Here is a 24,432-nt window from a genome sequence, read left to right on the forward strand (position 1 = left end):
TCGCCGAGCCCGGCATTGATGACGTCATTGCCGTCACCGCCCGACACCACATCGTCGCCGTCCTCGCCACGCAGAATGTCCGAGCCGCCCTGACCGACCAGAACATCCGTCCCGGCCCCACCCAGGATGGTGTCGTCTCCACCAGCGCCAAGCAACGCATCCGCAGAGGCCGTGCCGATCAGCGTCAGTGCTGCAATCGGAACCGGCGTTGGTGTCGTTCCACCACCCGTGCCAGTACCGCCACCCGTGCCAGTACCGCCACCCGTGCCAGTACCGCCACCCGTGCCAGTACCGCCGCCTGTGCCGGAGCCATCGTCGTCCCCTTCGCCTTCCGAGGCGCCGTCGTCGTCCTCCTCATCCTCACCGTCGTTTTCATCGTCGTTGTCGGTCTGGCCGTCATCGTCGCCATCACCGTCGTTATCATCATCCTCTTCGCCGCCATCGTTCGGGCCATCCTCGAGATCCGACGAGAAGATGTCTTCCGGCAGGCCGGTGAGACCGGTATTGCGGGTGACGATGTCAGAGAAGCCCTGGCCATCGATGAAGTTTTCATAGAGGTCGAAATTGTCGAAGCGCTCCAGATAGTAGAGGCGATCCGCTTCCTGCAGGCGATCGAACTGCTCATGCAGGACGACCCAGAAGGTATCGCCGGCCATGCCACCGTTGAAGTGCCTCTCGGCAAGACCACCGACCCAGAGGTCGACGCGATCAATGCCCTTGACCAGACCGGTGCCATCGGGCTGGACCGCGACGACATTGCCGTTGATCGCCTTGAAGGCTGCGATCTTATCGGCCTGCAACACGAGATCCGGATAAGCTGCGATGAACTGCGCAAGCACGACATCGCTGAGCCCGTTGCGCTGCTGGAAGTCCTGCCAGCTCGAATAGGGGTTCATCGAGCCCCCATTGGCTTCGAGGAACTCGACAGCGAACTTGATGTAGGGATCGGTCGAGGCCTGCAGATCGGCCTTGACCTGATTGAGGGTACCGAGACCGACGTCGCGTCCACGCGCCACGTTGAAGGCGAACAGATCGGCGCGGATACGGACGAGGTCGTTTCGAACCGCATTGACGACGTTGAAGTCGACGTCTTCCGCCGGTTGCTCGACGATGCCAGCAAGGATCGCACCGGTGCCGAGCTGTTCATAGCCGGGCTTCGGATCGTATCCCATCGCCTGCAGCTGGGCGATCTCTGCCGGTGTGAACACATCGTTGGTCGGGTTCAAGAAGGCATCGAACAGATTGACAGAGACGTTTTGCCCGTCCGGCCCCTTGACCGTGATCGTGTCGCCGATCAGCGAGTGGCCGATCCGGTAGACCGCAGCTGCAAACTCGTGGCTGATGCCGGCGTTTGCCGTGTCGTTGTAGCCTTCAAAGCCGTGGCTGCCGTTGCCCTGGATGCCGCCGATGAGCGCATCGGCGAATTCCGTGAAGACGACGCGCTGGTACTCGGCCTCGTTGACCATCTTGGCGGCCTGGAAGAGCTCTTCTTGGGTGCCCTCAAAACCCGCAGCCTGCAACTTCTCGACATGGAAGTTGTGGTTGCGGGCCCAGATGGTGTGCATCGAGGTCAGCGTGAAGTTCTCGTTCGCACGGCCGTCACCACCGATATAGTGATCAAGCGGGCTGATGATCGGATTGGCGTCGAGAAGCAGGGCATGGCTCGAGCCCATGAAGTTCCCAGCGAGTTCCCGGACAACGGTCATGTTGTAGCCACCCGCCTGCGTCCACAGGGTCGGATAGTATTCAAGCAGGGTCTTGCCAGCGCCGAGGCCCGGTCCTTCGAAGATGGTTCCGGCTGCCCGGTGATGGTCGAGCAGTTCGCGCAGCGTCGACATCAGGTGGAAACCCTCCGCCGAGGGATCTTCTGGTCCCATCAGGATGTGCGAACCGACACCGCGGGCGCCGTCGCTTTCCCGCAGGAACTGACCGACGATCACGTTCGAACCATAGACCTGGTTCTGGTCGACGTAAGGCGAGGTCTTGTTGATATGCTGGGGCGTATCACTCGCCGATTGCAGCGGGCTCGCCAGCGAGCCACGGGTGAGATCGGTGAAGTTGGCCGCCGTCGGTCCGGGGATGTCCGCACCGTCGATGATTACCTTGCCGGCCCCACCCTTTGGCAGGAAGTCGAGACCGTGGTCGAAATACTGACCGAAGGCCATGAAGAAGATGTTGGCCTCGTTCGGTGCCTTCGGCAGGTTTGCCTCCTGCGCACCGATGGCATTGGAGATCGCCCGTGGATCGAGCCCGTCGAAGATTGGGTTGAGGGCCCGGTTGATGATATTGCCCTGGGCATCCAGCTCGACACCGGCGCCATAGCGGGCTTCGGTCAGGCGGAGGAAGGGCTGGTCGGCAGAGCCGAAGGTCGGATTGTCGATGTTGTTGCCGTTGCCCGAGAGATCACGGACGCCGCCAGCACCTGCCGTATCATCATCTCCTTCGAAGGCGGGCAAGCCCTTGAGGAGGTTCGTGATGCCCTGGATGTCGCGCGCCGTGTATTCGAAGGCGCCCGCAGGGCCGGGAATTGTACCGGGGTTCTCGATCCCATGTTCGCTCGGGACAGCAAGCTTTGGCACCTCGCCCGAGAAGGTGATCGAGTGCGCCCCGTTCGAAAGTGTTTTCGTGCCGTCGCCGTTCTCTGTCAGCGCATAATCTGTCGGATTCGCGCCTTCGGGGATCTCAACGACATCCTGTGCACGCAGGGTGCCGATGATGGTATCTTGGCCTCCGGCGGAACGGAACAGGATGCGGTGCGCAGAGGAAAGATCCGAAATGTTGACCGTGTCGTTTCCTTCGGAGCCTTCGATCGTGATCGTATTGAAGTTCAGGCTGGTCGGGTTGAAGTTACCGACCGGGATGACCAGATCGTTGCCCGGACCAGTGTTGATGATGATTTCCTCGATATTGTCGAGCTCGGCGATCACGTTGTTGTTGGCCGTGCCATTGCGAGTGATAACGATCTCGGTGTTGGCATTGAGAGTCCGGCCAGGCAGCGCGAGCCAGTCGGCTCGGGCATAGATGCGATAGGTTTCTGCTGTATTGTTTCCGTTGACGATGAAGGTGTCATTGGTGCCTGCGCCACCATCGATGAAGTCGCGACCATCTGTACGGGTAAAGACCGGTATCCCCAGTACCACGATCGGATTATCCACCGTCCAGCTAATGGTGTCATCGCCAGCGCCAGCGTTGATCGTGTCATTGCCACCATTACCTGCGATGACATCGGCCCCATTTGTGCCGTTGATGTTAGTGCCAAGAGCACTTCCGCCGATCGTGTCACCGACGGGAGTGGTCGGTGTGGAGGTCACCGTCGTCAGCGCACCAGCGCCATCGGTATACGTGACTTGAACGCGCAGCAGATTGCCGACCTGCGCCGCGACGGGCGTGAAAGTCGACGCGGTGGCAGCTGCGATGTTACCCCAGGTCGCCCCATTGTTGGTCGACACTTGCCACTGATAGGCAAATGTACCGAGGCCATCCGGATCCGCAATACCTGCCGTATTGACGGACAGTTGTTGGGGCCGAGTGGGCGTCAGATCGGAAATCACGGGAACGCCGCTCTGACCTTCCTGCGCGTTGGTTACGGTGACCGCGAGAGCCTGGGTGTCGACTGCAATTCCGTCCGAGACCTGGACCACAACGTCATAGACGTTGTTGCCGCCGGCATCCGTCGGTGCTTCGAAGTTCGGCGCAGAAATGAACGACAGAACACCAGTGTTCTCGTCAATCGAGAACAATCCTGCATCTGCCCCACCGCTGATCGAATAGGTCAGCACCTGACCCGCATCGAGCTCCGTTGCGGTTACGGTGGTAACGACGGTCGAGTTTTCGGGACGAGAGATCGTGGTCGTATCACCGCCCCCGTTCGACGTGATGACGGGTGGCCGGTTCAGTAGATCTTGGAGCAAGACTGTCGAACCGTCTCCGAAGCGCAAGGCTTCGATGTTCGACAGGCGGTCTGTTCCGTCAGACGTAACGAGCCCAAGCGTACCGTCTGGATCGACCGATACATGGGTGACAGTGACGCTACCATCCGCGTTGCGTGTGAACGAGTAATTTTCGCGAACGTCGGAATAGACTGCGACATCGACATCGCCCGTTTTGCCGCCGTTTACGATTTCGCGAACGATTTCCATCTGGCCCGGTGTGATGGTCCGCGCCAGCAGAAGATCAGACAGCGCCTTGCCTCCCAAGGCGGGTGCAGTGTTCGCCGGGATTTCGCCGTTGACCAGCTTGGACTCGAGATAGACCGGACCCGCCAGGCTGTCTGCCGTATAGATAGTCGCGCCGTCCTTGATACGGATCCGCACGTTAAGCCAGGCATCGCCATCGATGACGTCGTCGCCACCGCGGCCTTCGATGAGGTCGCTGCCGCCGCCGCCGAGCAGGATATTGCCATCGTCGAAGGCGATTTCAGCCTCGCGGGCGGCTTCGCCGACAGCTGTACTCGTCTGGACGAGGTTGCCCAGCAGTTCTCGCAGGCCGGCGATGCGATCGATGCCTGCCTGGCTGAGGTGGTGCTTGACCATGGTGTTTTCGGCGCCGGCAAGATTGGCGTCGGGCTCGGCCTCGGGATCCGGCGTCGACGGGAAGGCCGTCGCGCGATTGTCACCGCGAAGCACGTCGTTTTGCTTGTAACCCGAAAGACCTTCGACAGCGTCGAAGCGGTTGCGCAGGATGTCTTGCTGGTCGGTCGTGAAAATCGGCTTGGTCAGATCCGCATCGGCATTCTCGCTATTGCCCTTGTAGATCGCCCAGTCGTAGCCCCACATGCCTTCATTGCGCATGACGCTTTCGCCCTGCACCATGATGTCGTCGCCGGACTCGGCGTCGAAGTCATGCTCGTTTTCACCGGCAAACATGACGTCATGGCCGAGGATCGTCGAGTTGAAGAAGAGTTCGGAATTGTCGCCGGCTGTCGTGTCGAAGCCGTTGCCGCCCTCAATCCAGTCGTCGCCTTCGTTGCCGAGCAGGAAGTCGCCGCCTTCGCCGCCGAGCATGAAGTCGTCACCCTCGCCACCGAACATTTCCTTGCCATCGGGGCCGGCGATCAACACGTCAGAGCCCTGGTTGCCAAAGACAAGCGCCAGGCCAGAGCCGCCATGGACGACGTCGTCTCCTTCCTCACCCATGAGGAAGTCGGTCTCACCGATGTCGGTCCCCGAGTTGGTGATGATGTCGTTGCCTTCACCCCCGTGGATCTTGTCGACACCATAGCCGGCTTCGATCCGGTCATTTCCGCCACGGCCCCAGACGGTGTCGTCGCCGCCACCAGAAATGATGGTGTCGTCATCGTCAGTGCCCTGGATCAAGGCGTGATCGAGGCTGTTGAACTGGAGGAAATTGGTGCTCGCATCCCGCTGCACCATGGGCGACAGCGCGTTCTGGAAGAGATCGGTGCCCGTCGGATCGGTGTAACCCCACTTCCTCTGCTCATCGCGGTCGACATAAAGCACGTGATCCGGGACTGAGAAGATGTCGCCCGGCACGGCATATCCGGTCTCGCCGATATCGGTGTTGCGGATGACCATTTCGGCGAAGGAATTGGCTTCCAGTTCGTTGAGAAGGTTCAGACCCTGGGTGCGCGACAGATAGTAGAAACGGTCGCCGTTCTGCAGGTTTTCAAGCTGGAGTTCGAAGACGAAGGAGAAGGTCGAGCCCAGCATGCCGCCGAAGGCCATCTTCTTTTCGGCCAGACCGCCGATCCAGAGATCTACGTCGTTGAGGCCGCCGAGATCGGTGAAGTAGTCATTGGTGCCATTGTCGATACCATTCAGGAAGTCCAGGCGATCAGCAGGAGAGTCGACTGTCTGGAACACCAAGTTCATCGCCGCTTCGCGCTTTGCATCTGCAGTGGTCGCGGACGTGATTGAGGAGTGCGTTCCATAGGCAGCGATAAAGTTTACGATCGAGGCCGGGTTCTTGAGGTTCATGCCGAAGTCGACCCAGTTCTTGTAGGGGTCGAGCTGTGTGTCGCCGTTGGCAATTTCCTTGAATTGGGCGCGCGCAGCATTGAGGCCAGGAAGACCGGTCTCGCGGCCGCGAGCGATGTTCAGCGCCGCAAGGTCGAGCGGAATGCCAACCAGATGGTTGCGCAGAACGTCCGTGACGAATTCGTCGATCTCGTTGCCAACCTGCCCGGTCATGCCGCGAATGACGGCGCCGGCGCCCTGGTCGGCGGTGATCTGACCCGGTGCGTAAGCTGTCGGGTTCAGGAAGGCGGTGAACAGGTCCATTGAGGTCTTTGGTGCCGGCACGATAACGCCAGCCGCCGTCTCGCTGGGCAAGCCAACCCTATCGACCGTCTCATTCAGCATCGAGTGGCCGAAGCGATAGACGACGTGCGCGAACTCGGCGAAGATTGCCGGATTGATATCCATCGAAGGATTGAAGACGAAGGCGTCGACATCCGGCTGGACCTTGCGGGCGAACTCTTCGAAGACCAGATGCTGGTACTGCATTTCGGTGGTGAAGCGTGCAGCCTGGAACAGACGCTCGCCATCCCAGTTCAGCGTGGCAAGGTTGCCCGGCAGAGCCGTCACGTCCGTCGCGAGCCATTCGTTCAGGAAGGCGAAGTTGCCGCTTTGGGCCGCAGCGATCGCCTGAGCCTTTACCTGCTCGACAATGCGGTTGTGCTCGGAGTGGAAAATGTGGTGGACCGCGGTCAGGCCGATGTTTTCGTTGCCGCGACCGTCGCCCGTGACGAAATGCGCGTCGAGCAGTTCGTTGTCATAGGTCGTTGCCTGGCCAAGCGTATTCAGCTGGATAGCGTTGTTTGCGACATTGTCGGCATCCGCCCCTTTCATGATGGGGGCGGTTGAAGGATCCCGGTCATGATCGACCATTCCGGGGACCGCATTGTGGGCGATATCGTCGAGGAAGGCGTGGTTTGTCAGTACGGCATTTGCAAGGCTGATCGGCGTTGTCAGATTGCCTTCGACCCAAACGATGTTGTTGGGAGTGCCGGTCGCAACCATTGGAAGACCGTTCGGCCCGCGCACGAACTCGCCATAGGCATCCATCTTGAAGAGCGGAACGGTTCCGACGAGCTTGTCGGTCAGCTCGACGCCCAGCATCTTCGCCGCCTGTTCCTTCACCTCGGCCCAGGTTGCAATCCCCTTGGAGCCTTCAAGAAGGTGACCCGTCGATACGGGTTTGCCGTCGACGAGTTTGTACTCACGCAGGAAAAGCTGCTTGGAGGCGACGGAGGAGTAGGTCTGGTTCTGATCGACGAACGGCGTGGTCAGGTTGAGCGGCTGTTGTGGCGCGCGTGTCAGCACCATGTAGTTGGTGAAACTGCCGGGAACATAAAGCGGGTCATCCGGCGCCAGCGGAATGTAGATTTTCTCGTTGCCCCCCTTCTGAACCAGGTCGAGGCCGTGATCGAAGAACTGACCGAACAGCGTGAACCACGAGTTATAGGATGCCGAGAGCCCCTCATCCGGCGCCACGTTCTCGATCAGGATGGAGGGACCGTCGAACTTGATGCTGTACTCTTCCTCAATGTCGGCGGCCACCCGTTTTGTAGCCTCCGCGATCAAGACTGCGTCCGTCTTGAAAGGAGCGGTTCCTACTGGCGTTACGGCTTGGAGAGCTGCGGCAAAGTCGGCCCTGATATCATTGATCGCCGCCATCAGATCGCCGGAGTAGCCGGCCTGCACGAGTGCGGTGTAAATGGCGGCTGGATTCGCGAGTGTCTGATCGACGATCAAGTTCGAGATCAGTCTTGGATCCGCATCGGCGACGGCGCCGGTCGGGTTGTAGGCGCCTGGCACAACCGTGCCGGACTGCAGTGTGAAAGTGTCCCCGTCGGTTGCGCGCCATTCGTCGCCCAGCAGGTCGAGGAACGGCTGATCGACGGCGCCCCAATTCTCGCGACCGGCGCCCAGATTGTTGAAGCTGCCGTCGACGGTGCGCAGACCGTAGGGTACGTGCTCGGCGCTGATCGCGAGCGTCGCGCCGGGCGTGCCCGCCGGCACCAAGTTGCCGAGCTCATCGACCCAGATATTCATGAGGGCCTTCGCATCGGCTCCAGAATGAGCGATCGAGTTTGCTTCGGCGATCTTAATCTGCCGCAGGATGAATTCGAGATCGTGCTGGTTGACCTGGACCATGCTTTTATCGGGGAAGCCCCCGCCTCCGATGTTCGCCCCTGTACGTCCTGTCAGGGTTTTGTCAGGAGAGCAGGGTCTCACAGCCACGCGGAATGGTAAGGGTACTTGGTCTCGCGAAATCATGGATCAAAGTCCAAACTTAGTTCGGACCTTGGTCTGAACTTCTGCAGAACGCAGTCGACAAGAAGACTTAAGCGTGCATCAATTCAATCCCAAGTGTAGGCGGGAAAACTGCATCACTATACTGGGTGCCTCTGGAAGGCGCGGGGGGAAGGGAAAACCGATGCTGATGCTCTGGGCAGAACTCGGCCCGGTGTGATGAACACCAAGTCGAAGAAGATAGCACATGAAACTGCGGCGCCATCCTTGGTCCAGGGCGCCTGGCTCAGGCTGAAATCCCTGTCCTTGTCGGCACAGTTCCTGATTGCGGCATCCCTGATCGTGTTTGGTCTGATGACCGGCGTGAGCCTGTTTGTCGCCGCACAGGTCGAAAAGGCGGCCCGGAATGCGGCGGGCTCCGCAGGAGCCGTCAGACTTCAGACTCTCGTCGCTCCCCTTGTGGAGCCCTCGGAAAACGGGGCCTTCCGCTTCGATGACGAGTTTCAGGCCAGGGTTACCAATCTGATCGGGACAGGACCCCCAGGACAGCGGATCATCAACATCAAGATCTGGTCCGCCGATGGCCGACAGGTCTATCCATCCGCGCCTACCGAGGGGCCGGCGCTTTTCGAAGAGCTGGAACAAGCCCTCGCCGGAAGGACGACCGTCTCCCGGACCACGGTTGCAAAACACGCCTATACGGACGAAGAGGAAGCTCAGTCTCTTCTGGAGGTCTACAGCCCCCTGATCAGGTCGCCCGAAGGTAAGGTTTTGCTGGCGGGCGAGGTCTACGAAGAATCCGAAGTGCTCGAACGGCAGATTGCCGAGACCCGGCAAACGTCGATGGCTGGCGTCTTTCTTCTGTCTGTCCCGATGCTGTCACTGCTTTATCTTGTGGTCAGGCGAGGCGCGCAGCTTATCGAACAACAGCGCCGAACTCTGAAGGAAAGCCTCCGCAACGCCATCGAGCTGTCGGTTGAAAACAATCGCCTCCGCCTCCTCGCCGATAATGCGCGGACAGAAGCCGGCAAGCTGAACGAGCGCATCCTGGATCAGATCGGTGCGGACCTGCATGATGGTTCGGTTCAGCTTCTCACGCTCCTGAAGCTGCGTTTGAGTGATCTGGTCACGCCGCGGCCGGATGTCTCCCCAGAGATGCGGGATGCCCTCACCAAGATCCTGGATCTCGTGGGCAGCGTTCTCGATGAAGTCCGAAACCTGTCGGCCGGGTTGGTGCTTCCCGAGCTCGAGCATGCCACCATCGACGAAGCTCTTCAGCTTGCAACCAAGCGTTACCTCGAGATCACGGGACGTGAAACAGTGTTGACTGGATGCGCCGGCACGGATCTGCGCATTCCTGATCTGTCGATCTGCCTCTACCGGTTCGTTCTCGAAGGGCTGATGAACAGCTACCGTCACGCCCACGGCAATTCTCATATGGTGCGCTGCAGCTTCAAACGCGGACGTCTGTTCGTCGCGGTGGTCGATGTTGGCCAGCGCCCGGTCTTGTCGTCAAAACGTGAGGTGCAGAGGGCTCGATTGGGCAAGGTCAGCCAGAAGCGACGCGTTCGCACATTTGGTGGTCGGGTACGCTATTTCCCTCGCAGAAACGGTTCATTTGTGGTGGCTAGCTTGCCGATTGGAAACGTCGACTGATAGCAAGTGCCGATTCTAAGAAGCGGATTCTATCGGTTTTTATCATCGACACTTGGTATAATCGTCAGCTTGCGATCCGGTCCCGCGGCGACGTCCGGTTCCTCACGGCAATCACGAGTTCGACGCGATTGCGGACGTTGAGTTTGCTCATCAGTGAAGTCATGTAGTGTTTGACCGTCTTCTCGCTGATGTTCAGGCCGACGCCGATTTCCCTGTTCGTCATACCCTTGAGCAGGCCGCTGACGATCTGCTCCTCGCGATGGTGTAGCTGCTCACGCGGCTGTGCCTTGCGCCGCAGCTCCGACGTCTTCATCGACACGATGACTTTGGTTGCAAAGCCGGGTGTGATGTAGGTCTCGCCGCTATGAGCGCTGATGATGGCGTGATGCAAATCCGAAGATGATGCGCCCTTGAGGACATAACCGCTGATACCAGCTTCGATGAGTTCGACGGCGGGCTGGATCGCGCTGGAAGCTGTGAAGACGATAACCTTGGTCGCGGGATAAGACGCCAGCATAACGTCGATCGCTGCGAAGGCATCTCCCGGCATGCTCAGATCCATGACGATGACGTCCGGATGATGGTTTTCCAGGATATTCAGGGCATCCACACTGTTGTGGCCCATCGCCACGACGTCTAGATCAGCCTTGGTCCTGTACAAGCTGACCAAACCCTCCAGCAGTATCGGATGATCGTCTACAAACGCCACACGTACAAGCATTAACCCTACCCCTCTAGGGAAATACTTACCACAGCGAAGAGGCCTCAGGAAGATCTTGTTTAAGTTTCGGTTAATGTTGGCGTGGCCTTTTCTGGTAGAAGCTCGGCCGTCTCGATATGCTCTAGTCGGAGTGACGGGCTTCGATGTGCAACTTCCACCGTCTTGCGAGTTTGGCGTGTATAGCGCTTTACCGCCCGTAGTTTTATATTTAAAACTGTATATGGTGTTTATCTAATGTTATTCTTCTTGCTGATTTTTGCCAGCTGATGGCGCTGCAACACGCCGAGGCTTCAGTTTGTTGCAGTATTTCAGCACGCGCTGACGGCCGATTTTGCGGGCACGTCAATGAGCCTGGAAGGTCAATAGCGCGCCTCCGTGCTGATCAGGCCGCCAGATTACTCTGCATCGTGCAAGATGGCCCGGTTCGGCATTTTTGATGCGAGATGCATAATAGGCTCCGTAAAATCAGGCCCCCGCAACCAATGAGACTTAAATCTGCTGCCACTCAAGTTGTTTCCTCGAAAGCTCCTCAGCCTAACCCGCGAGGAGCTTTTGGTTTTTGTCCTCCGTGTCGATCTCGACGGATGCCAGGCGCGCCAGCACATCCTGATCAACCATCGCCTTGAACTTTGCCTCGATGATTTGCGCCGTCTCCATGGCGGCCAGGATCGATACGATGCGCCCATGGACTTCCAGCGCTGGAGGTTGCCGGCCGGGTGTTCTGGCAATGACGACTTTTTGGATGAGCTCGCGAATGATGCCGACCAGCGGCTGCTTGGTCTGTGACCTGAGCCCCATTTCCCTCCAGTTTTCGGGGATTTGAGCATCAGAGCAAGTGAAATTGACGTACGTGTCGGACTCGAAAAGCCCACAACGGGAGGCTGACGACCCGAAACGCAGCCACGGGGTCTTGGAGCTGGTCAAAATCCGTGGAGGATGGCCCTCGAAGGATTAGATTTTCTAAAGCGTTTTTCCTATCTTCTAAATTGAGCTAATCCCAGCTCGGCTCTAGTATTTCCTCATCAGCCACTGTGGGAGGCGGCTGAGAGGCACGATCGCAAGTCGTGTTTGCGGAGGAGATTACTCGTTCAGGTCAAATCGAAGCCGGAGGTTCTTGGTCGAGCCTCCGCATGAGATTGCTTGTCGTCGATCCAGCCGCTCTCCTTTCGGATTTGCCACTGTCGAGGATGTGAACATGAACCTTTATTCCCTGCTTTCCCTCCGTGCTTCAAATGGCCGCCCCGTTCGTGTCGGGCTGATCGGCGCTGGCAAGTTCGGATCGATGGTGCTGGCTCAGGCGCAACGGATTGCCGGCCTCCATATGGTCGCGATTGCTGATCTCGATGTCGGCAAGGCGAAGGAGTCGCTGGCCCGCGTCGGTTGGCAAAAGGAGCGCTACGCCGCATCCAGTTGTGGCGACGCGATCAAGACCGGTGGCACCTTCGTTACCGACAATGTGAAGGCGTTGTTCGAATGCGGCGAGATCGAATGCATTATTGAGGCGACGGGCCATCCGATCGCTGGTACCCGGCATGCCCTCGGCGCCATCGAGCACAACAAACATGTGGTCATGGTCAATGTCGAGGCGGACGTCATGGTCGGCCCGATCCTCGCCGAAAAGGCCCGCGCTAAGGGCCTCATCTATTCGATGGCCTATGGGGATCAGCCGGCGCTGATCTGCGAATTGGTCGACTGGGCCCGCGCCAGCGGCTTTGAAGTCACGTCGGCCGGCAAGGGCATGAACTTCGAGCCGCGCTATCGGTATTCCACCCCAGATACGGTTTGGGGCCTGTTCGGTTGGACCGAAGAGCAGGTCGCCGCGGACAACCTCAACCCGAAGCTCTACAATTCCTTCACCGACGGCACCAAGGCGGCCATCGAAATGGCGGCCGTCGCCAACGGTACGGGCCTCGATTGCCCGGATGATGGACTGGCCTTTCCCCCGGCCGGCCTGCACGATCTCGCCCGCGTGTTCCGCCCGGTCGCCGATGGTGGTCGCATGGCACGCTCAGGCCTCGTTGATATCGCTGCCAGCCAGGAGCCGGATGGCCGCGAGGTGTTCAACAACATTCGCTACGGCGTCTTCGTCACCTTCAAGGCACACAACGAATATGCACGCGCCTGCTTCAAGCAGTACGGTCTGCTGACGGACCCATCGGGCTGGTATGCTTCCATGTGGCGGCCGTTCCATATCATCGGTCTGGAAACCTCGATCAGCGTTCTTTCCGCCGTGCTGCGCAACGAGCCGACTGGTTCGTCCAAGGAGTTCCGTGGCGACGCGGTCGCCACCGCTAAGAAGGATATGCAGCCGGGTGAAATGCTCGACGGCGAGGGCGGTTATGCCGTTTGGGCGAACGCAATTCCGGCCGCACGCAGCCTCGATCTTAAGGCCTTGCCGATCGGTCTTGCCCACAACGTCAAACTGAAGCGGGCCATAAAGAAGGACCAGATCGTTTCCTTCGACGACGTCGAACTCGTCACCGATCTCGATGTTGTGTCGCTGCGCCAGGAGATGGAAGAGCGATTTCGCCCGGCCAAGATCGCTGCCGAGTGAGGGAGGGGAAGATGGCTGTTCAATCCTTTGTCGTGATTGCCGAGTTTCAGGTGAAGCCTGGCATGATGACGGCCTTTCTTGATGCGGCGCGCGATGATGCGTCTCACTCATTGGCCGACGAGCCCGGCTGCCGACAGTTCGATGTCATCTGCCCCAAGGGTAGCGACGACACGGTTGTCTTCTACGAGGTCTATGACAGCCGTGCAGCTTTCGATGCCCATCTCGAGACGCCACATTTGGCCCGCTTTCGGGAGGTGTTTCCGTCACTCATCGTTGAGGAGCGGCCTGTCCGCTTCGCAGATCGATTGCATCCCACAGGTCACAGGTCATGACAGCAATCTCGCCACGTCAGACGATCGGTTTTCTGGGAACCGGCATCATGGGTGCCCCAATGGCCTTAAACCTGGCGAAGGCCGGGTTCGAGGTCCGCGCCTGGAACCGCAGTCTGGAAAAGGCCGAGGTTTTGCGGGGTAATGGCGTGATCCCTGTCGCGACGGTCAGGGCTGCTGTCCAAGATGCGGATGTTGTTATCTGCATGCTGAGCTCGGGGCCGGTCTGTGAGGCCGTATTGATTGGTGAAGACGGTGCACTTGCGCACATGCGTGACGGCACAATGCTCGTGATCATGAGTTCCATTCCGGTTGATACCGCGGTTGCCATTGCACATGAGGCGGCAGCACGGGGTATTGCCTGTGTCGATGCGCCTGTTTCCGGTGGGGAACTCGGGGCCAAGGAAGGCCGGCTTGCGATCATGGCGGGCGGGGATGCCGCGGTGGTCGACCAGCTTTCTCCGATTTTTACGCCCCTTGGTCGGGTAACGCATGTGGGGCCATCCGGCTGCGGGGCACTCACCAAGCTCGCCAACCAGCTGATCGTTGCCTCGACGATTTGCGCCGTGGCCGAGGCGCTGACTTTGGCGCAAGCGGGTGGCGCAGATCCAGCCCGTGTTCGTGAAGCGCTGCTCGGCGGATTTGCGGATTCCACCGTCTTTCGCCAACACGGCTTGCGCATGGTGGAAGAGGATTTCAAGCCGGGTGGCCCGGCCAAGTATCAGGTTAAGGACACATCGACCGCACTCCGTTTCGCGCGGAGCCACGGGTTGAAATTGCCGGTCGGCGAGGAGGTCGATCGTCTGTTCCAGGCCATGGTGGATCATGGCGATGGAGACCTCGATCACAGCGGGGTCATTCTTGAGTTGCGGCGCATGAATTCGGGTTGAGCCCGGTTCACGTGCCGATCGTCATCTAATGTCAAACGGGAGGAAAAGACATGAGACAGTTCACAATGCGCAGCCTTATCGCGGCCGCCACCATGCTGACCGCGAGCCTTGCACAGGCGGAAACGCTGACACTTTCAACGCCGGATCCGGACACGTCGGAGATCACCGTTGCAGCCAACAAGTTCGCCGAGCTCGTTTCCGCCAAGACCAATGGCGAGCTTACGATCAAGGTGTTTCCCAACGGGACGCTCTATGGCGGCGATCCATCTGCTGCCGTGAAGCAGCTTGCCGGCGGATCGCTCGATATGCTGGTTCTGGCAACGTCGCTCTACGCCAACTTCAACCCGAAATTCTCGGCCATTTCGATCCCCTACCTCTTCGATGACGAAGCCCAGCTACGGTCCTATCTCGCCGGTGAGCCTGGCAAGGAACTGATCGCCGACCTCAATGCCATCGGCATCAAGGGCATCAATCTTTGGCCGCGCCCTTTCCGCCAGATGACCAATTCGCAGCGACCGATTGAAAAGCCGGAAGATCTGCAGGGCCTCAAGTTTCGCGTTCCGAACAATCCCCTCTGGGTCGAGTTCTTCGGCAAGATGGGCGCAGTGCCGACCCCCATGGCGTTTGCGGAAGTCTATAATGCACTCCAGCTCAAGGTCGTCGACGGACAGGAGAACCCCGTCAGCGTGCCGCTGTCTGCCAAATTCTACGAGGTCCAGAAGTATGTCTCGATCACCAACCACATGGGTGATGGCTGGGTGCTCGGCATCAATCCCGCACGGTTTGAAGGTCTGAGCGACGCCCATAGAAAGGCGATCGAGGAGGCTGCTGTCGAGGCTGAAGCCTGGAAGGTCGAAAACGACAACGCGACCGCCGAAAAGACCATCGCCGAACTGCAGGCGCAGGGGATGGAGGTCAATCGCCTTACGCCAGAGCAGCAACAGGCCTTTGTCGCCATTGCAAAGCAGCTCTATCCGGTCTTTGCCGGACTGGTGAAAGATCAGGCCTTCTTCGACAAGACCGTTGCCGCCGTCGGCAAGAACTGATCGATGGACAAGATCGGACCGGCATGGAGGATGCCGGTCCGGTTCATGACGGGAGGATCAACCATGTCTCAAAACAGTTCGATGTTCGGTAGCCTCCTGAAGGCCCTGAGCGACATAGCGGCTGGACTTGCAGCCTTTGGCATTCTTGTCGTCGTCTTGCTTCAGGTCGGCAGTCGCCTGCTCAACACGTCCGTGGCATGGACAGAAGAAGCCACTCGTTACCTCTTTGTCTGGATGATCTTTCTGGGACTTGCAGCAGGGTTTCGTACGGTCGAAACTGCGCGGGTTACCGTCCTCCTCGCCATGTTTCCGCTCGCGATCCGCCGGCTCTCCGTGCCGATCTATGTGTTGAGCTCGGTCGTTTTCTTCGCCCTGATGGCGTGGACGGGCTACAAGCTTGCCTGGCAGCAATTCTCCATGAACGAAACGGCGGCAACGCTTGCCATACCGATGTGGCTCATCGGCACAATCATGCCGCTTAGCGCGATGCTTGCTGTTCTCGGTATCGTTGACAGCCTCAAGCGCCGACGGCATCTCATCGAAATCCTCGAGCCGGATGTTCAGATGCCTGAATTGCGGCATCAAGATCCGGCCTCCAATTCGACGGAGACGCTGTCATGAGCCTCGTCCTTCTAGCGCTTTTCCTGACCATGAGTGTGTTCGGCGTGCCGCTTGCGATCGCACTTGGACTCTCGAGTGTCATCGCCATCGCGATGTTCACCTCGGCCCCGATCGATCTCATGGCGCAGAGCATGTTTTCTGCCATGAATTCGTTCCTGCTGGTTGCCGTTCCGCTGTTCATCCTGGTGGGTGTCTTGATGGAGCGCGGCCGGGTGGCCGAGAAGCTCTTCGACTTCGCTGAAGCAATGGTCGGCTGGTTGCCGGGCGGACTCGGCCATGTGAACGTTGCCTCTTCCGTCATCTTTGGCGGGGTGTCCGGCTCATCGGTCGCCGATATCGCATCCATCGGTGCAATAGAGATCAAGGCCATGGAACGCCACGGGTTTCCGAAGGGCTATGCCGTTGGCTTGACGCTCTGCACTTCGACGCTCTCCTCGATTGTACCGCCCTCCATACTCATCGTCATCGCTGGTTCGATTGCCAATGCCTCCATCGGCACGCTTCTCGTCGCCGGTTTGATACCCGGCCTCTTCATTGCCTTCGCCTTCATGGTCTTCAACCACATCTATGCGGTGCGTTATGGCTTCAATCCGCCCTCGCCATTCAACCTGCGCCTCGTGCTCAAGACCGGTCTGGCCGCCATTCTGCCAATGCTGACGCCAGTGATCCTCCTGGTCGGGATTGTCGATGGTTATTTTACGCCGACCGAGGCTGCCGGTATCGCGGTTCTCTACACGCTTTTTCTGTCGGTCATTCTCTACCGCACGATCTCGCCGCGGGAACTGCCGGGTATCTTCATTGAAACGGCGAGGACGTCGGGAACGATCCTCTTCATTGCGGCCACAGCCAAGCTTGCAGCCTGGGTCTTCACATATGACGGGCTTCCCGCACAGGTCGCGACCTTCCTCGGTGCCATCTCGACAGGCCCGACCATGGCTCTGGTCCTGATCTTCCTCTTTCTGATCGTAGTTGGCATGTTCATGGATGCAATCGCGGCCATGTTCATCCTGATCCCGGTGCTGCTGCCGCCGGCCGTTTCACTCGGTGTTGATCCCATCCATTTCCTCGTCGTCATGGTGATCACACTTACGCTGGGGCTGGTCACGCCACCGGTCGGTGTCTGCCTGTTTGCAGTCGCTCAGGTGGCCAAAATGTCGATCGAGGATGTGGTCAAGGGATCGCTGGCGCCGATGTCGATCCTGATAGCCGCGATCCTTGCACTTGTGCTCTTTCCGAGCCTGACACTGTGGCCGATCCGCATTCTGGGCCTCTACTGAAACGGCGACCCGGTTGAAGAGTTTGGCCGCAGAAGCCTTCGTCTGCCCCTTCTGTCGTCAGGCGCCGTTCACGCGCTGTAGCGCCTGCCAAGCGTCACGTTCATCGCGAAGCCATTCGAGAAACTGCCGGACCTTCTTTTGACGCAGATGGTCGCGGGGACACACGATCCATTGAGTTGTGATCCGCAGGTCCGGCGGATCGCGCACCGGGCAGATCAACTGGCCGTTCTCGAGTTCGTCCTGCATCATCAGGGTACTTTCAAGCGCGATACCCATGCCGCGAACAGCGGCATCGATTGCCATATGGCTTCGGTCGAAAAGCACGCGTCTCCAACGGCTTTCGGATGTGACCTCTGCCAGTTGAAACCATCGTCCCCACTGTGCCTGCGACTTGACCGAATGGATCAGCCGGTGGGTTGGTATGTCCTCAGCGTCCAGTGATGCGGGATCGGCGTAGGATGGCGCGCAAACCGGCAGGAAGCGCTCTTCCGCCAGCCCCTCGACGAAGAGCCCAGGCCAGCGCCCGTTGCCATGGCGAAGTTCGAGATCGACCATTTCCTGATTAAAATCTGTTGGTTCATTCGTTCCATCGAGCCGGACTTCAAGGTCGGGATGCCTGTCGAGAAGTCGGCCCAGGCGTGGCAGAAGCCATTTGTTGGACAAGGTCGGCGTTGCTCGAATGGTGAGGGTCGTGACCGAGCGGAAACCTCTGATCGTGGCCGTTGCTTCCTCGATGCGCTCGATCTGGTCTGAAATCATCGAGAAATATCGCTCGCCTGCCTCCGTCAACGCAATGCTTCGTCCTGCCTTGGTCAATAGCGTGACCCCGAATTGGCTCTCGAGCAACTGGATCTGCTGACTGACGGCAGACGGCGTGACGCCCAACTCTTCGGCCGCACGCGATATGCTGCCGGCGCGCGCGGTGACATGGAAGACGAGGATTGCTTTGATGGGGAGCTGCATGAAGCATCCGAGCTTGTTGTGCGATGACCATAAAGCAGGTGCCGAGGCGGGAGAAGAGACGAGCGCCGATCAGACGTGATTTCAGCAAGGCAGCCATGCCAATTGCGTGCATCTTCCTTACTGATCGTCGCAGTATAAGAGATCAGGTTTGTATTGAGGATAGATCATGAAACACGGAAAAGAGACCCCCGCACGTCCGAGCATTTGGAGCACGATGTGGCAGGCCGTTCGTCAGGAACGCAATCGGCAGGTGAAGCGGCTTCTGAACCAGCATCGGGTTTGATGGTTCGCGGCGCATGCCGTTTGGATCGCCCATAGCTTTGAGATGTCCAGAGGCTTTTAAAACAATTGGGCCTGCCGGGCACGCGCTGCTTGGCGGTCGTGAGCGCCAGTATCTGCGTTATCAAGCAACAACGCGCCCTGTTGTGCCCCATCAAGACAAGGCGGTTTTCAACATGCGGAGCGGGCAATGGTACTCGCAATCGGTACTAGGCTTAGCCACCGATTGCTGAGGATACCATGCCGCTATAATTGATCATCGGATGTTGTGATCGGGACACAAGCGTGCCCAAATCTCACGAAAAATGTGGAGTCTCGATCAGGCCCATTTTCTCGGATCTGAACAACCGCGGGTCCATAAGGGGGAGGGTGTCAGGGATGTCCGGCATGAAATCCATATGTGCTAGGATGTCGCGGGCAAGGTCGATGCCTGGGGCGATTTCCTGGAGGCACAATCGTCCGTTTTGGATTGCGAAGACAGCGCGTTCGGTAACGAACAGTGCCTTGCGCTGCTCGCTTGACGCGAGCCGGCCTGAATAGCTGAGCTGTTGCAGGTCGTTCTTGAATTTGCGGTGCTTGCCTTCGCTAACAATCTGAAGGGCACCGTTTGCGCAGGCGACCTGAAGCCCTCCAGCGGTGAATGTGCCGCTGAAGACGGTTTCCTTGGCGTTCTGGCTGATGTTGATGAAGCCGCCGACGCCGACGATCGTGTTGCCAAAACGCGAGATATTGACGTCGCCGGTCGCGTTCACCTCGACAAAGGAGAGGAAGGCGCGGTCAATGCCGCCGCCGTCGTAAAAGTCGAACTGATAGGGCTGGTCCACCATTGCAGAGAAATTCTGCGCGGCTCCTGAATCGCGTCCGGTCAGCGGGGCGCCACCGATGTAGCCTTGTTCGTTGGTCAGCACGATGCGATCAAGAATGCCTTCTTCGGCCGCAACCGAGGAGATCCCGGTCGAGATGCCCGCGCCGATATTGCACACCACGCCCGGGCGTAATTCCATGGCGGCCCGCCGGGCGATGATCTTGCGATGGTCAAAGGGCAGGGGACGTATCGATTCAAGAGGTACGCGCAAGACGCCGGCATAGCTTGGGTCGTAATGGGTAGCATAGGTCTGACTTTGATCGGGCACGACCACCACATGATCGACGAGAATTCCCGGAATTCTGACCGACCGGCCAGGCAAGGTGCCGGCCTTTGCCCGCTGTTTAACCTGCACGATCACCTTTCCGCCCATACGTCTCACGGCCTGAGCGGTGGACAGCATCTCGCCCGGGATCGCCTCATCCTCCATCGAGACATTGCCGTCTTCATCGGCTGTTGTCCCGCGCAAGAACGCGACATCCAGCTGAAACGGCTTGAAGCGCAGCCATTCTTCGCCGTCGATCTCGATCAGTTCAACCCGCTGTTCGGTCCGGGTGCCGCCCTGCAGGCCACCCAATTGCCGCGGGTCGACAAAGGTATGCAGACCGGTTCGGCAGATCAGGCCGGGGCGACCTGCTGCCATGTCTCGCAAAAGCTGTGACAGGACGCCCTGCGGCAGGGTGTAGATCTCGATCTCGTCATTCAGGGCCAGCGGGATGAAAGCGGGAGAATCAATCAATGCGCTGGTAATGACCCTGCTGACGAGATCTGGGTCTGCCAGATGCGCCGCGCCACGGCTTTCTCGATCGCCGATGCCCACGACATGGGCGAAGGTCAGATTGCGCGGGCTTCGACTATCTCTGAACCGTTCGCCCAGGGCTTTTAGCAGCGCTTCTGGTACAGCGTGTCCGCCACCCGATCCGCTGGCGATCAATCCGTCGCCATCCTTGACCATCATTGCGGCATCCTGCGCCGTAATAAACTTGGACATGGTTCATCCTCTGCTGATGTCACTCTTGTTTTGATATCTGTAACCGGTTACAAATTTGGTGGCAATCACTGTTAGAGTTGACGAGAAGGAAGATCAGATGGGGCATTCCGGGTTGGATTATGTGAAAGTGGGGGAGGTGTTCCGCTTTGCCAAAACAGTGACGGAGGCTGATGTCGTGCTGTTTGCTGGGCTAACCGGAGATTTCAGCGCAACCCATGTAAACGAACAATACATGCAGGAAAAATCGGTGCTTGGTCGGCGGATTGCGCATGGCGCCTTGATCGTCGGCTTCATGTCGACGGTATCGACGGTCAGCATCGAACATATCATCCACAAACCTGATCTGGACGATTTCCCGGTCTCTGCCGGCTATGACAAGATCCGGTTTCTGGCGCCGACTTTTCTGGGGGACACAATCACGGTCACTTATGAAATCAGCGAGGTCGACCGTCAAAAGGGCCGGAGTCTGGCCAAGATGGAAGCCCGCAATCAACACGGTGACCTCACGGCCGTTGGTGTGCATGTCATGCGTTGGGCATCAAAGCTGAAGGTGGAAGCGCCATGAGCAGCCTTTTCCGGGGCAGTGGCGTTCTTGCGATCTGGAACGGCATTGCGCCGGGCCATGACTCCGAATTCTTGCGCTGGCATGTCGGTCAGCACCTGCCTGAACGCATGAGCGTGCCAGGATTCCTGCGCGCTAGGCGTTACGTGAGTGCCGAGGCACATCCGCGCTATTTCAATTTCTATGAAGTAACCGACGTGGGGGTTCTGGAGTCAGAAGCCTATCTGGCCCGTCTGAACGCGCCAACCGACTGGACAAGGGCGGTGGTCCCTCATTTCATCGATACGTCGCGGACACTGTGTGAGGTGCTGTACAGCGAGGGGCATGGCTGTGGCGGTGTTATTGAAACCCTGCGCATCGAGGCGCAGGCAGAGATGTTGGTGCCGCTTGTCGCAACCTTGGTAGATCATCCCGATATCAGTGGTGTCAGTCTGCTTGCGCGCCACAAGTCCCCGGCTAAGGCGACCTCCGAATCGCAGATGCGCGCGGCACCGGATAGGTCTTCTCCCGCGATCCTCTTGATCGAAGGGGCGGATGCGTCGGCGCTTGCAAGTGCTGGGCGCATGATTGCGTCGGACAATGCGATTGCTGAGCTTTGCGGGCGGGCTTCTGTTCAACGAGGTGTTTATCATCTTGATTTCCTGATGGATTAACGAACTGGCCACGCGGCTGACCTTGAGGCATAGTCCTGCCCTTGAAAAAGGTATTGGACGGGCATGACTGACGGCAAAGCTAGACCTGACTCTTCAATGTCGCGTGTGGGGTTGCGCGATGTGGCGCGGATTGCCGGGGTATCCACCGCGACCGTGTCGCGCGCCGTCAATCGTCCTGAAAGCGTGTCGGAAGCGCTGCGCGATCGGGTCAATCTGGCAATTGAACAGGTAGGATGGGTGCCCAATGCGGCGGCGCGTGCGCTCAATTCCAATCGTACTGGTACGATTGGTGCGGTGTTTCCTGCGTTGGCGCTGGGTGATTTCGCACGGGCGATCGACGCGATGCAGGACGCCCTGGCCGCGCGTGACTATGTGCTGTTGCTTGCGCGGTCAAACTATGACCCTGAACTTGAATTTTCGCAGGTTCGAAAACTGGTCGAACGCGGGGTCGACGGATTGATCCTGGTGGGGCATAGCCGTGCGCCCGGGTATCAGGACTATCTGTCGAGACTGAAGATTCCCTACATCAACAGTTTTGTTTACGAGGCTGATGCCGTGATGCCCTGTGTAGGTCCCGACAATGCGCAGGCCATGGCCCAGATGGTCGACTATCTGGTGGAGCAGGGTCATCGAAGATTTTCTATGATCGCCCAGACGACGCGGTCAAACGATCGTGCGCTGGCGCGCTACGAAGGGGTGCGCCGCGCGTTGGAACATCACGGACTGGCTATTCCGCCACGTGCCTTGTTCGAAGGCAAATGGAGCATAGCAGAAGGGCGCGCGCTGTTGCGGCAAGCCATGGCGCTCGACCCTCGGCCAACCGCGCTGATCTGCGGCAACTCACTGCTGGCTGTCGGAGCCTTGCTGGAGGCGCTGAGCTTAGGTGTGGCGGTACCGCAGCAATTGTCGATCGTAGGCTACGATGACGTCGAATTCATGAGCGAACTGCCCGTTCCGATTACCACGGTACGCGTTGCCTCCGATGAGGTAGGCCGCGTTGCGGCTGATTGCGTACTGGATCTGCTGGAGGGGAAAGCCTCCAAGGGGCAGCGGATCCCGTTTGAGATTGTAATCCGTGCCTCGAGCGGGCCTGCCTGCGACACCTGAAGCCTGCCATTCCAAAAAGACGGGTTGACTTCAGCTGAAGAAAGGCGACAAGATGTAACCGGTTACATATAGCAGCGCTCAGCGCGGCTATCTTTTGGGAGGATGAAACATGAACCGTAGAAGTTTGCTTTCCGTGTTGTTGGGCTCTGTCTTGGCCATGCCTTTTGCCGGCCCTGTGGCAGCGCAAGAGGCGTGGCCGGCCAGACCGATCCAGATTGTTGTGCCATGGGCTGCAGGCGGCGCGACCGATGCCGTTATGCGGATTGTGGCGACTGAGGTGTCCAACGCGCTTGAAGTGCCGGTCAGCGTGGTGAACCAGACTGGTGCCAGCGGAACCGTTGGCACCAATGCGGTTCTGCAGGCGCCGCGCGACGGCTATACCTGGGCTTCGGGAGGGGTTCAGGATCTGGGAACCTACAAGGTGCAGGGTCTGCTGGATACCACGCTGGATGACTGGGAGCTGTTCCTGGTCGTGCGCAATGCCCCAGTTTTGAGTGTGTCGCCCAACAGCCCGTTCCAGAACCCGCAAGAACTTGCTGCATTCATGAAGGAAAAACCCGGCGAGCTGACTGTCGGTACCTCGGGTATCCCGTCGACGGCGTATAGCGCGATGCAGGCATTCCAAGCTTTGGTGGGTGGCGAATTCCGCGCAGTCGCCTATGACGGCGACGCGCCGACAATGGTGGCGCTGGTGTCGGGCGAAGTCATGGCATCCACACAATCCGGCCCTGGTCAGGCGGCCATGATCAAGGGCGAGCGCGTGCGACCTTTGGCGGTGCTCGCTGATACCCCGCTGGAAATCACCGGTGCAAAGACAATCCCCGCGATCACCGACTTTTTCCCTGACTTCAACTCGCCTGGGGTGACCATTCAGGCCGGTATCTTTGTTCCAGCAGATGCCCCGAAAGAGGTTCTGGACCGGATGGGTGAGCTTTGGGCCAATGAGATCGCGAACTCCGAGCGGCTCAAGACCTATGCGTCAGAGAACGGGTCGATCTTCACCCCCGTGCATGGCGATGAAGCCAAGGCAATGGCGCGGGCCGCGGTCGCAGAGGCTGCGTGGCGCATGTTTGACGGCGGCACGGCTTCGGTTTCGCCCGAAGAGGTTGGTATCCCTCGTCCGTAAGTTCTGCGTAACAAAGCCTCGGCCCCTATTGGGGCCGAGTCTCGCAAGATGGGGAAGGAAACCTTGATATGATTTTTACAAAGGCATCGCGCGCCGATTTCTGGACAGGATTGTTCTGGGTCGTAGCTGGCGGGGCCATCGTCGCCATGTCGGCAAGACTGCCGATCCCGCGTCATCTGGGTGCGAGTGCCATGACGTCACCGGGGATGGTTCCAGGTCTGTTGGGGGCAGCTTTATTGGCCCTTGGCATGATCTTGAGCCTGCGTGCCTGGAAAGGGCGCAGCGTGCTAGGGCCAGACGACATCGTCGACCCAGCCAGCGTTTCAACCAGGCGGCCTGTCGTGGCAGGTGTGTTGATGGTCAGCTATGCGTTGGCTCTGACCTTCGGACTGCCGTTCACGCCTTTGACCGTGCTGTTCGTGACCCTGTTCATCATGGCATTCAATTGGCAGGGCCAGAATCCTCGCCAGAAGATGATCACCTGTGGCGGCGCGGCGGTTATGGCGATGGTCTTCGCGGTGACGCTGGAATTCGTGTTTGAGCAGCTGTTCTTTGTCCGCTTACCGTGATGGATCG

Annotated in this window: 17 protein-coding genes; 12 read left to right on the forward strand and 5 right to left on the reverse strand. The window is 58.9% G+C overall.

Features of this window, described 5'->3' with window-relative positions; genetic code table 11:
* On the reverse strand, positions 1 to 8,117 hold an 8,117-nt coding region (locus BW978_RS20335), incomplete at its 3' end, for a peroxidase family protein (RefSeq protein WP_076397666.1).
* 318 nt (positions 8,118 to 8,435) lie between these two features.
* Between BW978_RS20335 and BW978_RS20340 the strand changes: the two genes are divergently transcribed.
* On the forward strand, positions 8,436 to 9,872 hold the full coding sequence (locus BW978_RS20340) for a sensor histidine kinase (RefSeq protein WP_076397667.1): 1,437 nt from the start codon (positions 8,436 to 8,438) through the stop codon (positions 9,870 to 9,872).
* 64 nt (positions 9,873 to 9,936) lie between these two features.
* Here the strand turns inward: BW978_RS20340 and BW978_RS20345 are convergent, their stop codons facing one another.
* Both BW978_RS20345 and BW978_RS20350 read right to left on the reverse strand, forming a co-directional pair.
* Positions 9,937 to 10,593 (reverse strand): response regulator, encoded by a 657-nt coding sequence (locus BW978_RS20345; protein ID WP_054149545.1) that lies wholly within the window; start codon positions 10,591 to 10,593, stop codon positions 9,937 to 9,939.
* Between the two features lie 534 nt (positions 10,594 to 11,127).
* The gene (locus tag BW978_RS20350; protein ID WP_076397668.1) at positions 11,128 to 11,391 is read right to left on the reverse strand and encodes a hypothetical protein; all 264 of its coding nucleotides are present in this window, start codon (positions 11,389 to 11,391) and stop codon (positions 11,128 to 11,130) included.
* Between the two features lie 397 nt (positions 11,392 to 11,788).
* Between BW978_RS20350 and BW978_RS20355 the strand changes: the two genes are divergently transcribed.
* The 6 genes from BW978_RS20355 to BW978_RS20380 all read left to right on the forward strand — a co-directional run bounded on the left by BW978_RS20355 (position 11,789) and on the right by BW978_RS20380 (position 17,310).
* On the forward strand, positions 11,789 to 13,147 hold the full coding sequence (locus tag BW978_RS20355; RefSeq protein ID WP_076397669.1) for an NAD(P)H-dependent oxidoreductase: 1,359 nt from the start codon (positions 11,789 to 11,791) through the stop codon (positions 13,145 to 13,147).
* 11 nt (positions 13,148 to 13,158) lie between these two features.
* Positions 13,159 to 13,479, forward strand: coding sequence for a putative quinol monooxygenase (locus BW978_RS20360; protein ID WP_076397670.1), 321 nt, complete (start codon positions 13,159 to 13,161; stop codon positions 13,477 to 13,479).
* Positions 13,476 to 14,366, forward strand: coding sequence for an NAD(P)-dependent oxidoreductase (locus BW978_RS20365; protein WP_076397671.1), 891 nt, complete (start codon positions 13,476 to 13,478; stop codon positions 14,364 to 14,366). The genes BW978_RS20360 and BW978_RS20365 overlap by 4 nt, the downstream gene beginning before the upstream one ends.
* A 50-nt stretch (positions 14,367 to 14,416) precedes the next feature.
* Positions 14,417 to 15,412 carry a DctP family TRAP transporter solute-binding subunit gene (locus BW978_RS20370; protein WP_076397672.1) on the forward strand — a complete coding sequence of 332 codons (996 nt, stop codon included), beginning with the start codon at positions 14,417 to 14,419 and terminating at the stop codon, positions 15,410 to 15,412.
* 63 nt (positions 15,413 to 15,475) lie between these two features.
* A complete protein-coding gene (locus BW978_RS20375; protein WP_076397827.1) occupies positions 15,476 to 16,033 on the forward strand; it encodes a TRAP transporter small permease in 558 nt (185 codons plus the stop codon).
* Complete coding sequence (locus BW978_RS20380; protein WP_076397673.1) at positions 16,030 to 17,310, forward strand: TRAP transporter large permease; 1,281 nt, start codon at positions 16,030 to 16,032, stop codon at positions 17,308 to 17,310. The genes BW978_RS20375 and BW978_RS20380 overlap by 4 nt, the downstream gene beginning before the upstream one ends.
* 57 nt (positions 17,311 to 17,367) lie before the next feature.
* Here the strand turns inward: BW978_RS20380 and BW978_RS20385 are convergent, their stop codons facing one another.
* Complete coding sequence (locus BW978_RS20385) at positions 17,368 to 18,273, reverse strand: LysR substrate-binding domain-containing protein (protein WP_076397674.1); 906 nt, start codon at positions 18,271 to 18,273, stop codon at positions 17,368 to 17,370.
* Positions 18,274 to 18,848: 575 nt separating this feature from the next.
* Complete coding sequence (locus BW978_RS20390) at positions 18,849 to 20,408, reverse strand: acyl CoA:acetate/3-ketoacid CoA transferase (protein WP_076397675.1); 1,560 nt, start codon at positions 20,406 to 20,408, stop codon at positions 18,849 to 18,851.
* A 97-nt stretch (positions 20,409 to 20,505) separates the two neighbouring features.
* On the opposite strand from BW978_RS20390, the gene BW978_RS20395 reads away from it, so the two are divergent.
* The 5 genes from BW978_RS20395 to BW978_RS20415 all read left to right on the forward strand — a co-directional run bounded on the left by BW978_RS20395 (position 20,506) and on the right by BW978_RS20415 (position 24,425).
* Complete coding sequence (locus BW978_RS20395) at positions 20,506 to 20,973, forward strand: MaoC family dehydratase (RefSeq protein WP_076397676.1); 468 nt, start codon at positions 20,506 to 20,508, stop codon at positions 20,971 to 20,973.
* Positions 20,970 to 21,623 (forward strand): hypothetical protein, encoded by a 654-nt coding sequence (locus BW978_RS20400; protein WP_076397677.1) that lies wholly within the window; start codon positions 20,970 to 20,972, stop codon positions 21,621 to 21,623. The genes BW978_RS20395 and BW978_RS20400 overlap by 4 nt, the downstream gene beginning before the upstream one ends.
* A 63-nt stretch (positions 21,624 to 21,686) precedes the next feature.
* Positions 21,687 to 22,730 carry a LacI family DNA-binding transcriptional regulator gene (locus tag BW978_RS20405; RefSeq protein WP_076397678.1) on the forward strand — a complete coding sequence of 348 codons (1,044 nt, stop codon included), beginning with the start codon at positions 21,687 to 21,689 and terminating at the stop codon, positions 22,728 to 22,730.
* A gap of 109 nt (positions 22,731 to 22,839) precedes the next feature.
* Positions 22,840 to 23,856 carry a Bug family tripartite tricarboxylate transporter substrate binding protein gene (locus BW978_RS20410; protein WP_076397679.1) on the forward strand — a complete coding sequence of 339 codons (1,017 nt, stop codon included), beginning with the start codon at positions 22,840 to 22,842 and terminating at the stop codon, positions 23,854 to 23,856.
* Between the two features lie 68 nt (positions 23,857 to 23,924).
* Positions 23,925 to 24,425 carry a tripartite tricarboxylate transporter TctB family protein gene (locus BW978_RS20415; protein WP_076397680.1) on the forward strand — a complete coding sequence of 167 codons (501 nt, stop codon included), beginning with the start codon at positions 23,925 to 23,927 and terminating at the stop codon, positions 24,423 to 24,425.
* Positions 24,426 to 24,432: the final 7 nt, after the last annotated feature.

This window comes from Rhizobium sp. RU33A (assembly GCF_900156055.1).
GTDB lineage: Bacteria > Pseudomonadota > Alphaproteobacteria > Rhizobiales > Rhizobiaceae > Allorhizobium.

Bases quoted from the DNA above. Each gene is read 5' to 3' on its own strand.
- BW978_RS20340 (WP_076397667.1), top strand. From the start codon at position 8,436: ATGAACACCAAGTCGAAGAAGATAGCACATGAAACTGCGGCGCCATCC.
- BW978_RS20345 (WP_054149545.1), bottom strand. From the start codon at position 10,593: ATGCTTGTACGTGTGGCGTTTGTAGACGATCATCCGATACTGCTGGAG.
- BW978_RS20350 (WP_076397668.1), bottom strand. From the start codon at position 11,391: ATGGGGCTCAGGTCACAGACCAAGCAGCCGCTGGTCGGCATCATTCGC.
- BW978_RS20355 (WP_076397669.1), top strand. From the start codon at position 11,789: ATGAACCTTTATTCCCTGCTTTCCCTCCGTGCTTCAAATGGCCGCCCC.
- BW978_RS20360 (WP_076397670.1), top strand. From the start codon at position 13,159: ATGGCTGTTCAATCCTTTGTCGTGATTGCCGAGTTTCAGGTGAAGCCT.
- BW978_RS20365 (WP_076397671.1), top strand. From the start codon at position 13,476: ATGACAGCAATCTCGCCACGTCAGACGATCGGTTTTCTGGGAACCGGC.
- BW978_RS20370 (WP_076397672.1), top strand. From the start codon at position 14,417: ATGAGACAGTTCACAATGCGCAGCCTTATCGCGGCCGCCACCATGCTG.
- BW978_RS20375 (WP_076397827.1), top strand. From the start codon at position 15,476: ATGTCTCAAAACAGTTCGATGTTCGGTAGCCTCCTGAAGGCCCTGAGC.
- BW978_RS20380 (WP_076397673.1), top strand. From the start codon at position 16,030: ATGAGCCTCGTCCTTCTAGCGCTTTTCCTGACCATGAGTGTGTTCGGC.
- BW978_RS20385 (WP_076397674.1), bottom strand. From the start codon at position 18,273: ATGCAGCTCCCCATCAAAGCAATCCTCGTCTTCCATGTCACCGCGCGC.
- BW978_RS20390 (WP_076397675.1), bottom strand. From the start codon at position 20,408: ATGTCCAAGTTTATTACGGCGCAGGATGCCGCAATGATGGTCAAGGAT.
- BW978_RS20395 (WP_076397676.1), top strand. From the start codon at position 20,506: ATGGGGCATTCCGGGTTGGATTATGTGAAAGTGGGGGAGGTGTTCCGC.
- BW978_RS20400 (WP_076397677.1), top strand. From the start codon at position 20,970: ATGAGCAGCCTTTTCCGGGGCAGTGGCGTTCTTGCGATCTGGAACGGC.
- BW978_RS20405 (WP_076397678.1), top strand. From the start codon at position 21,687: ATGACTGACGGCAAAGCTAGACCTGACTCTTCAATGTCGCGTGTGGGG.
- BW978_RS20410 (WP_076397679.1), top strand. From the start codon at position 22,840: ATGAACCGTAGAAGTTTGCTTTCCGTGTTGTTGGGCTCTGTCTTGGCC.
- BW978_RS20415 (WP_076397680.1), top strand. From the start codon at position 23,925: ATGATTTTTACAAAGGCATCGCGCGCCGATTTCTGGACAGGATTGTTC.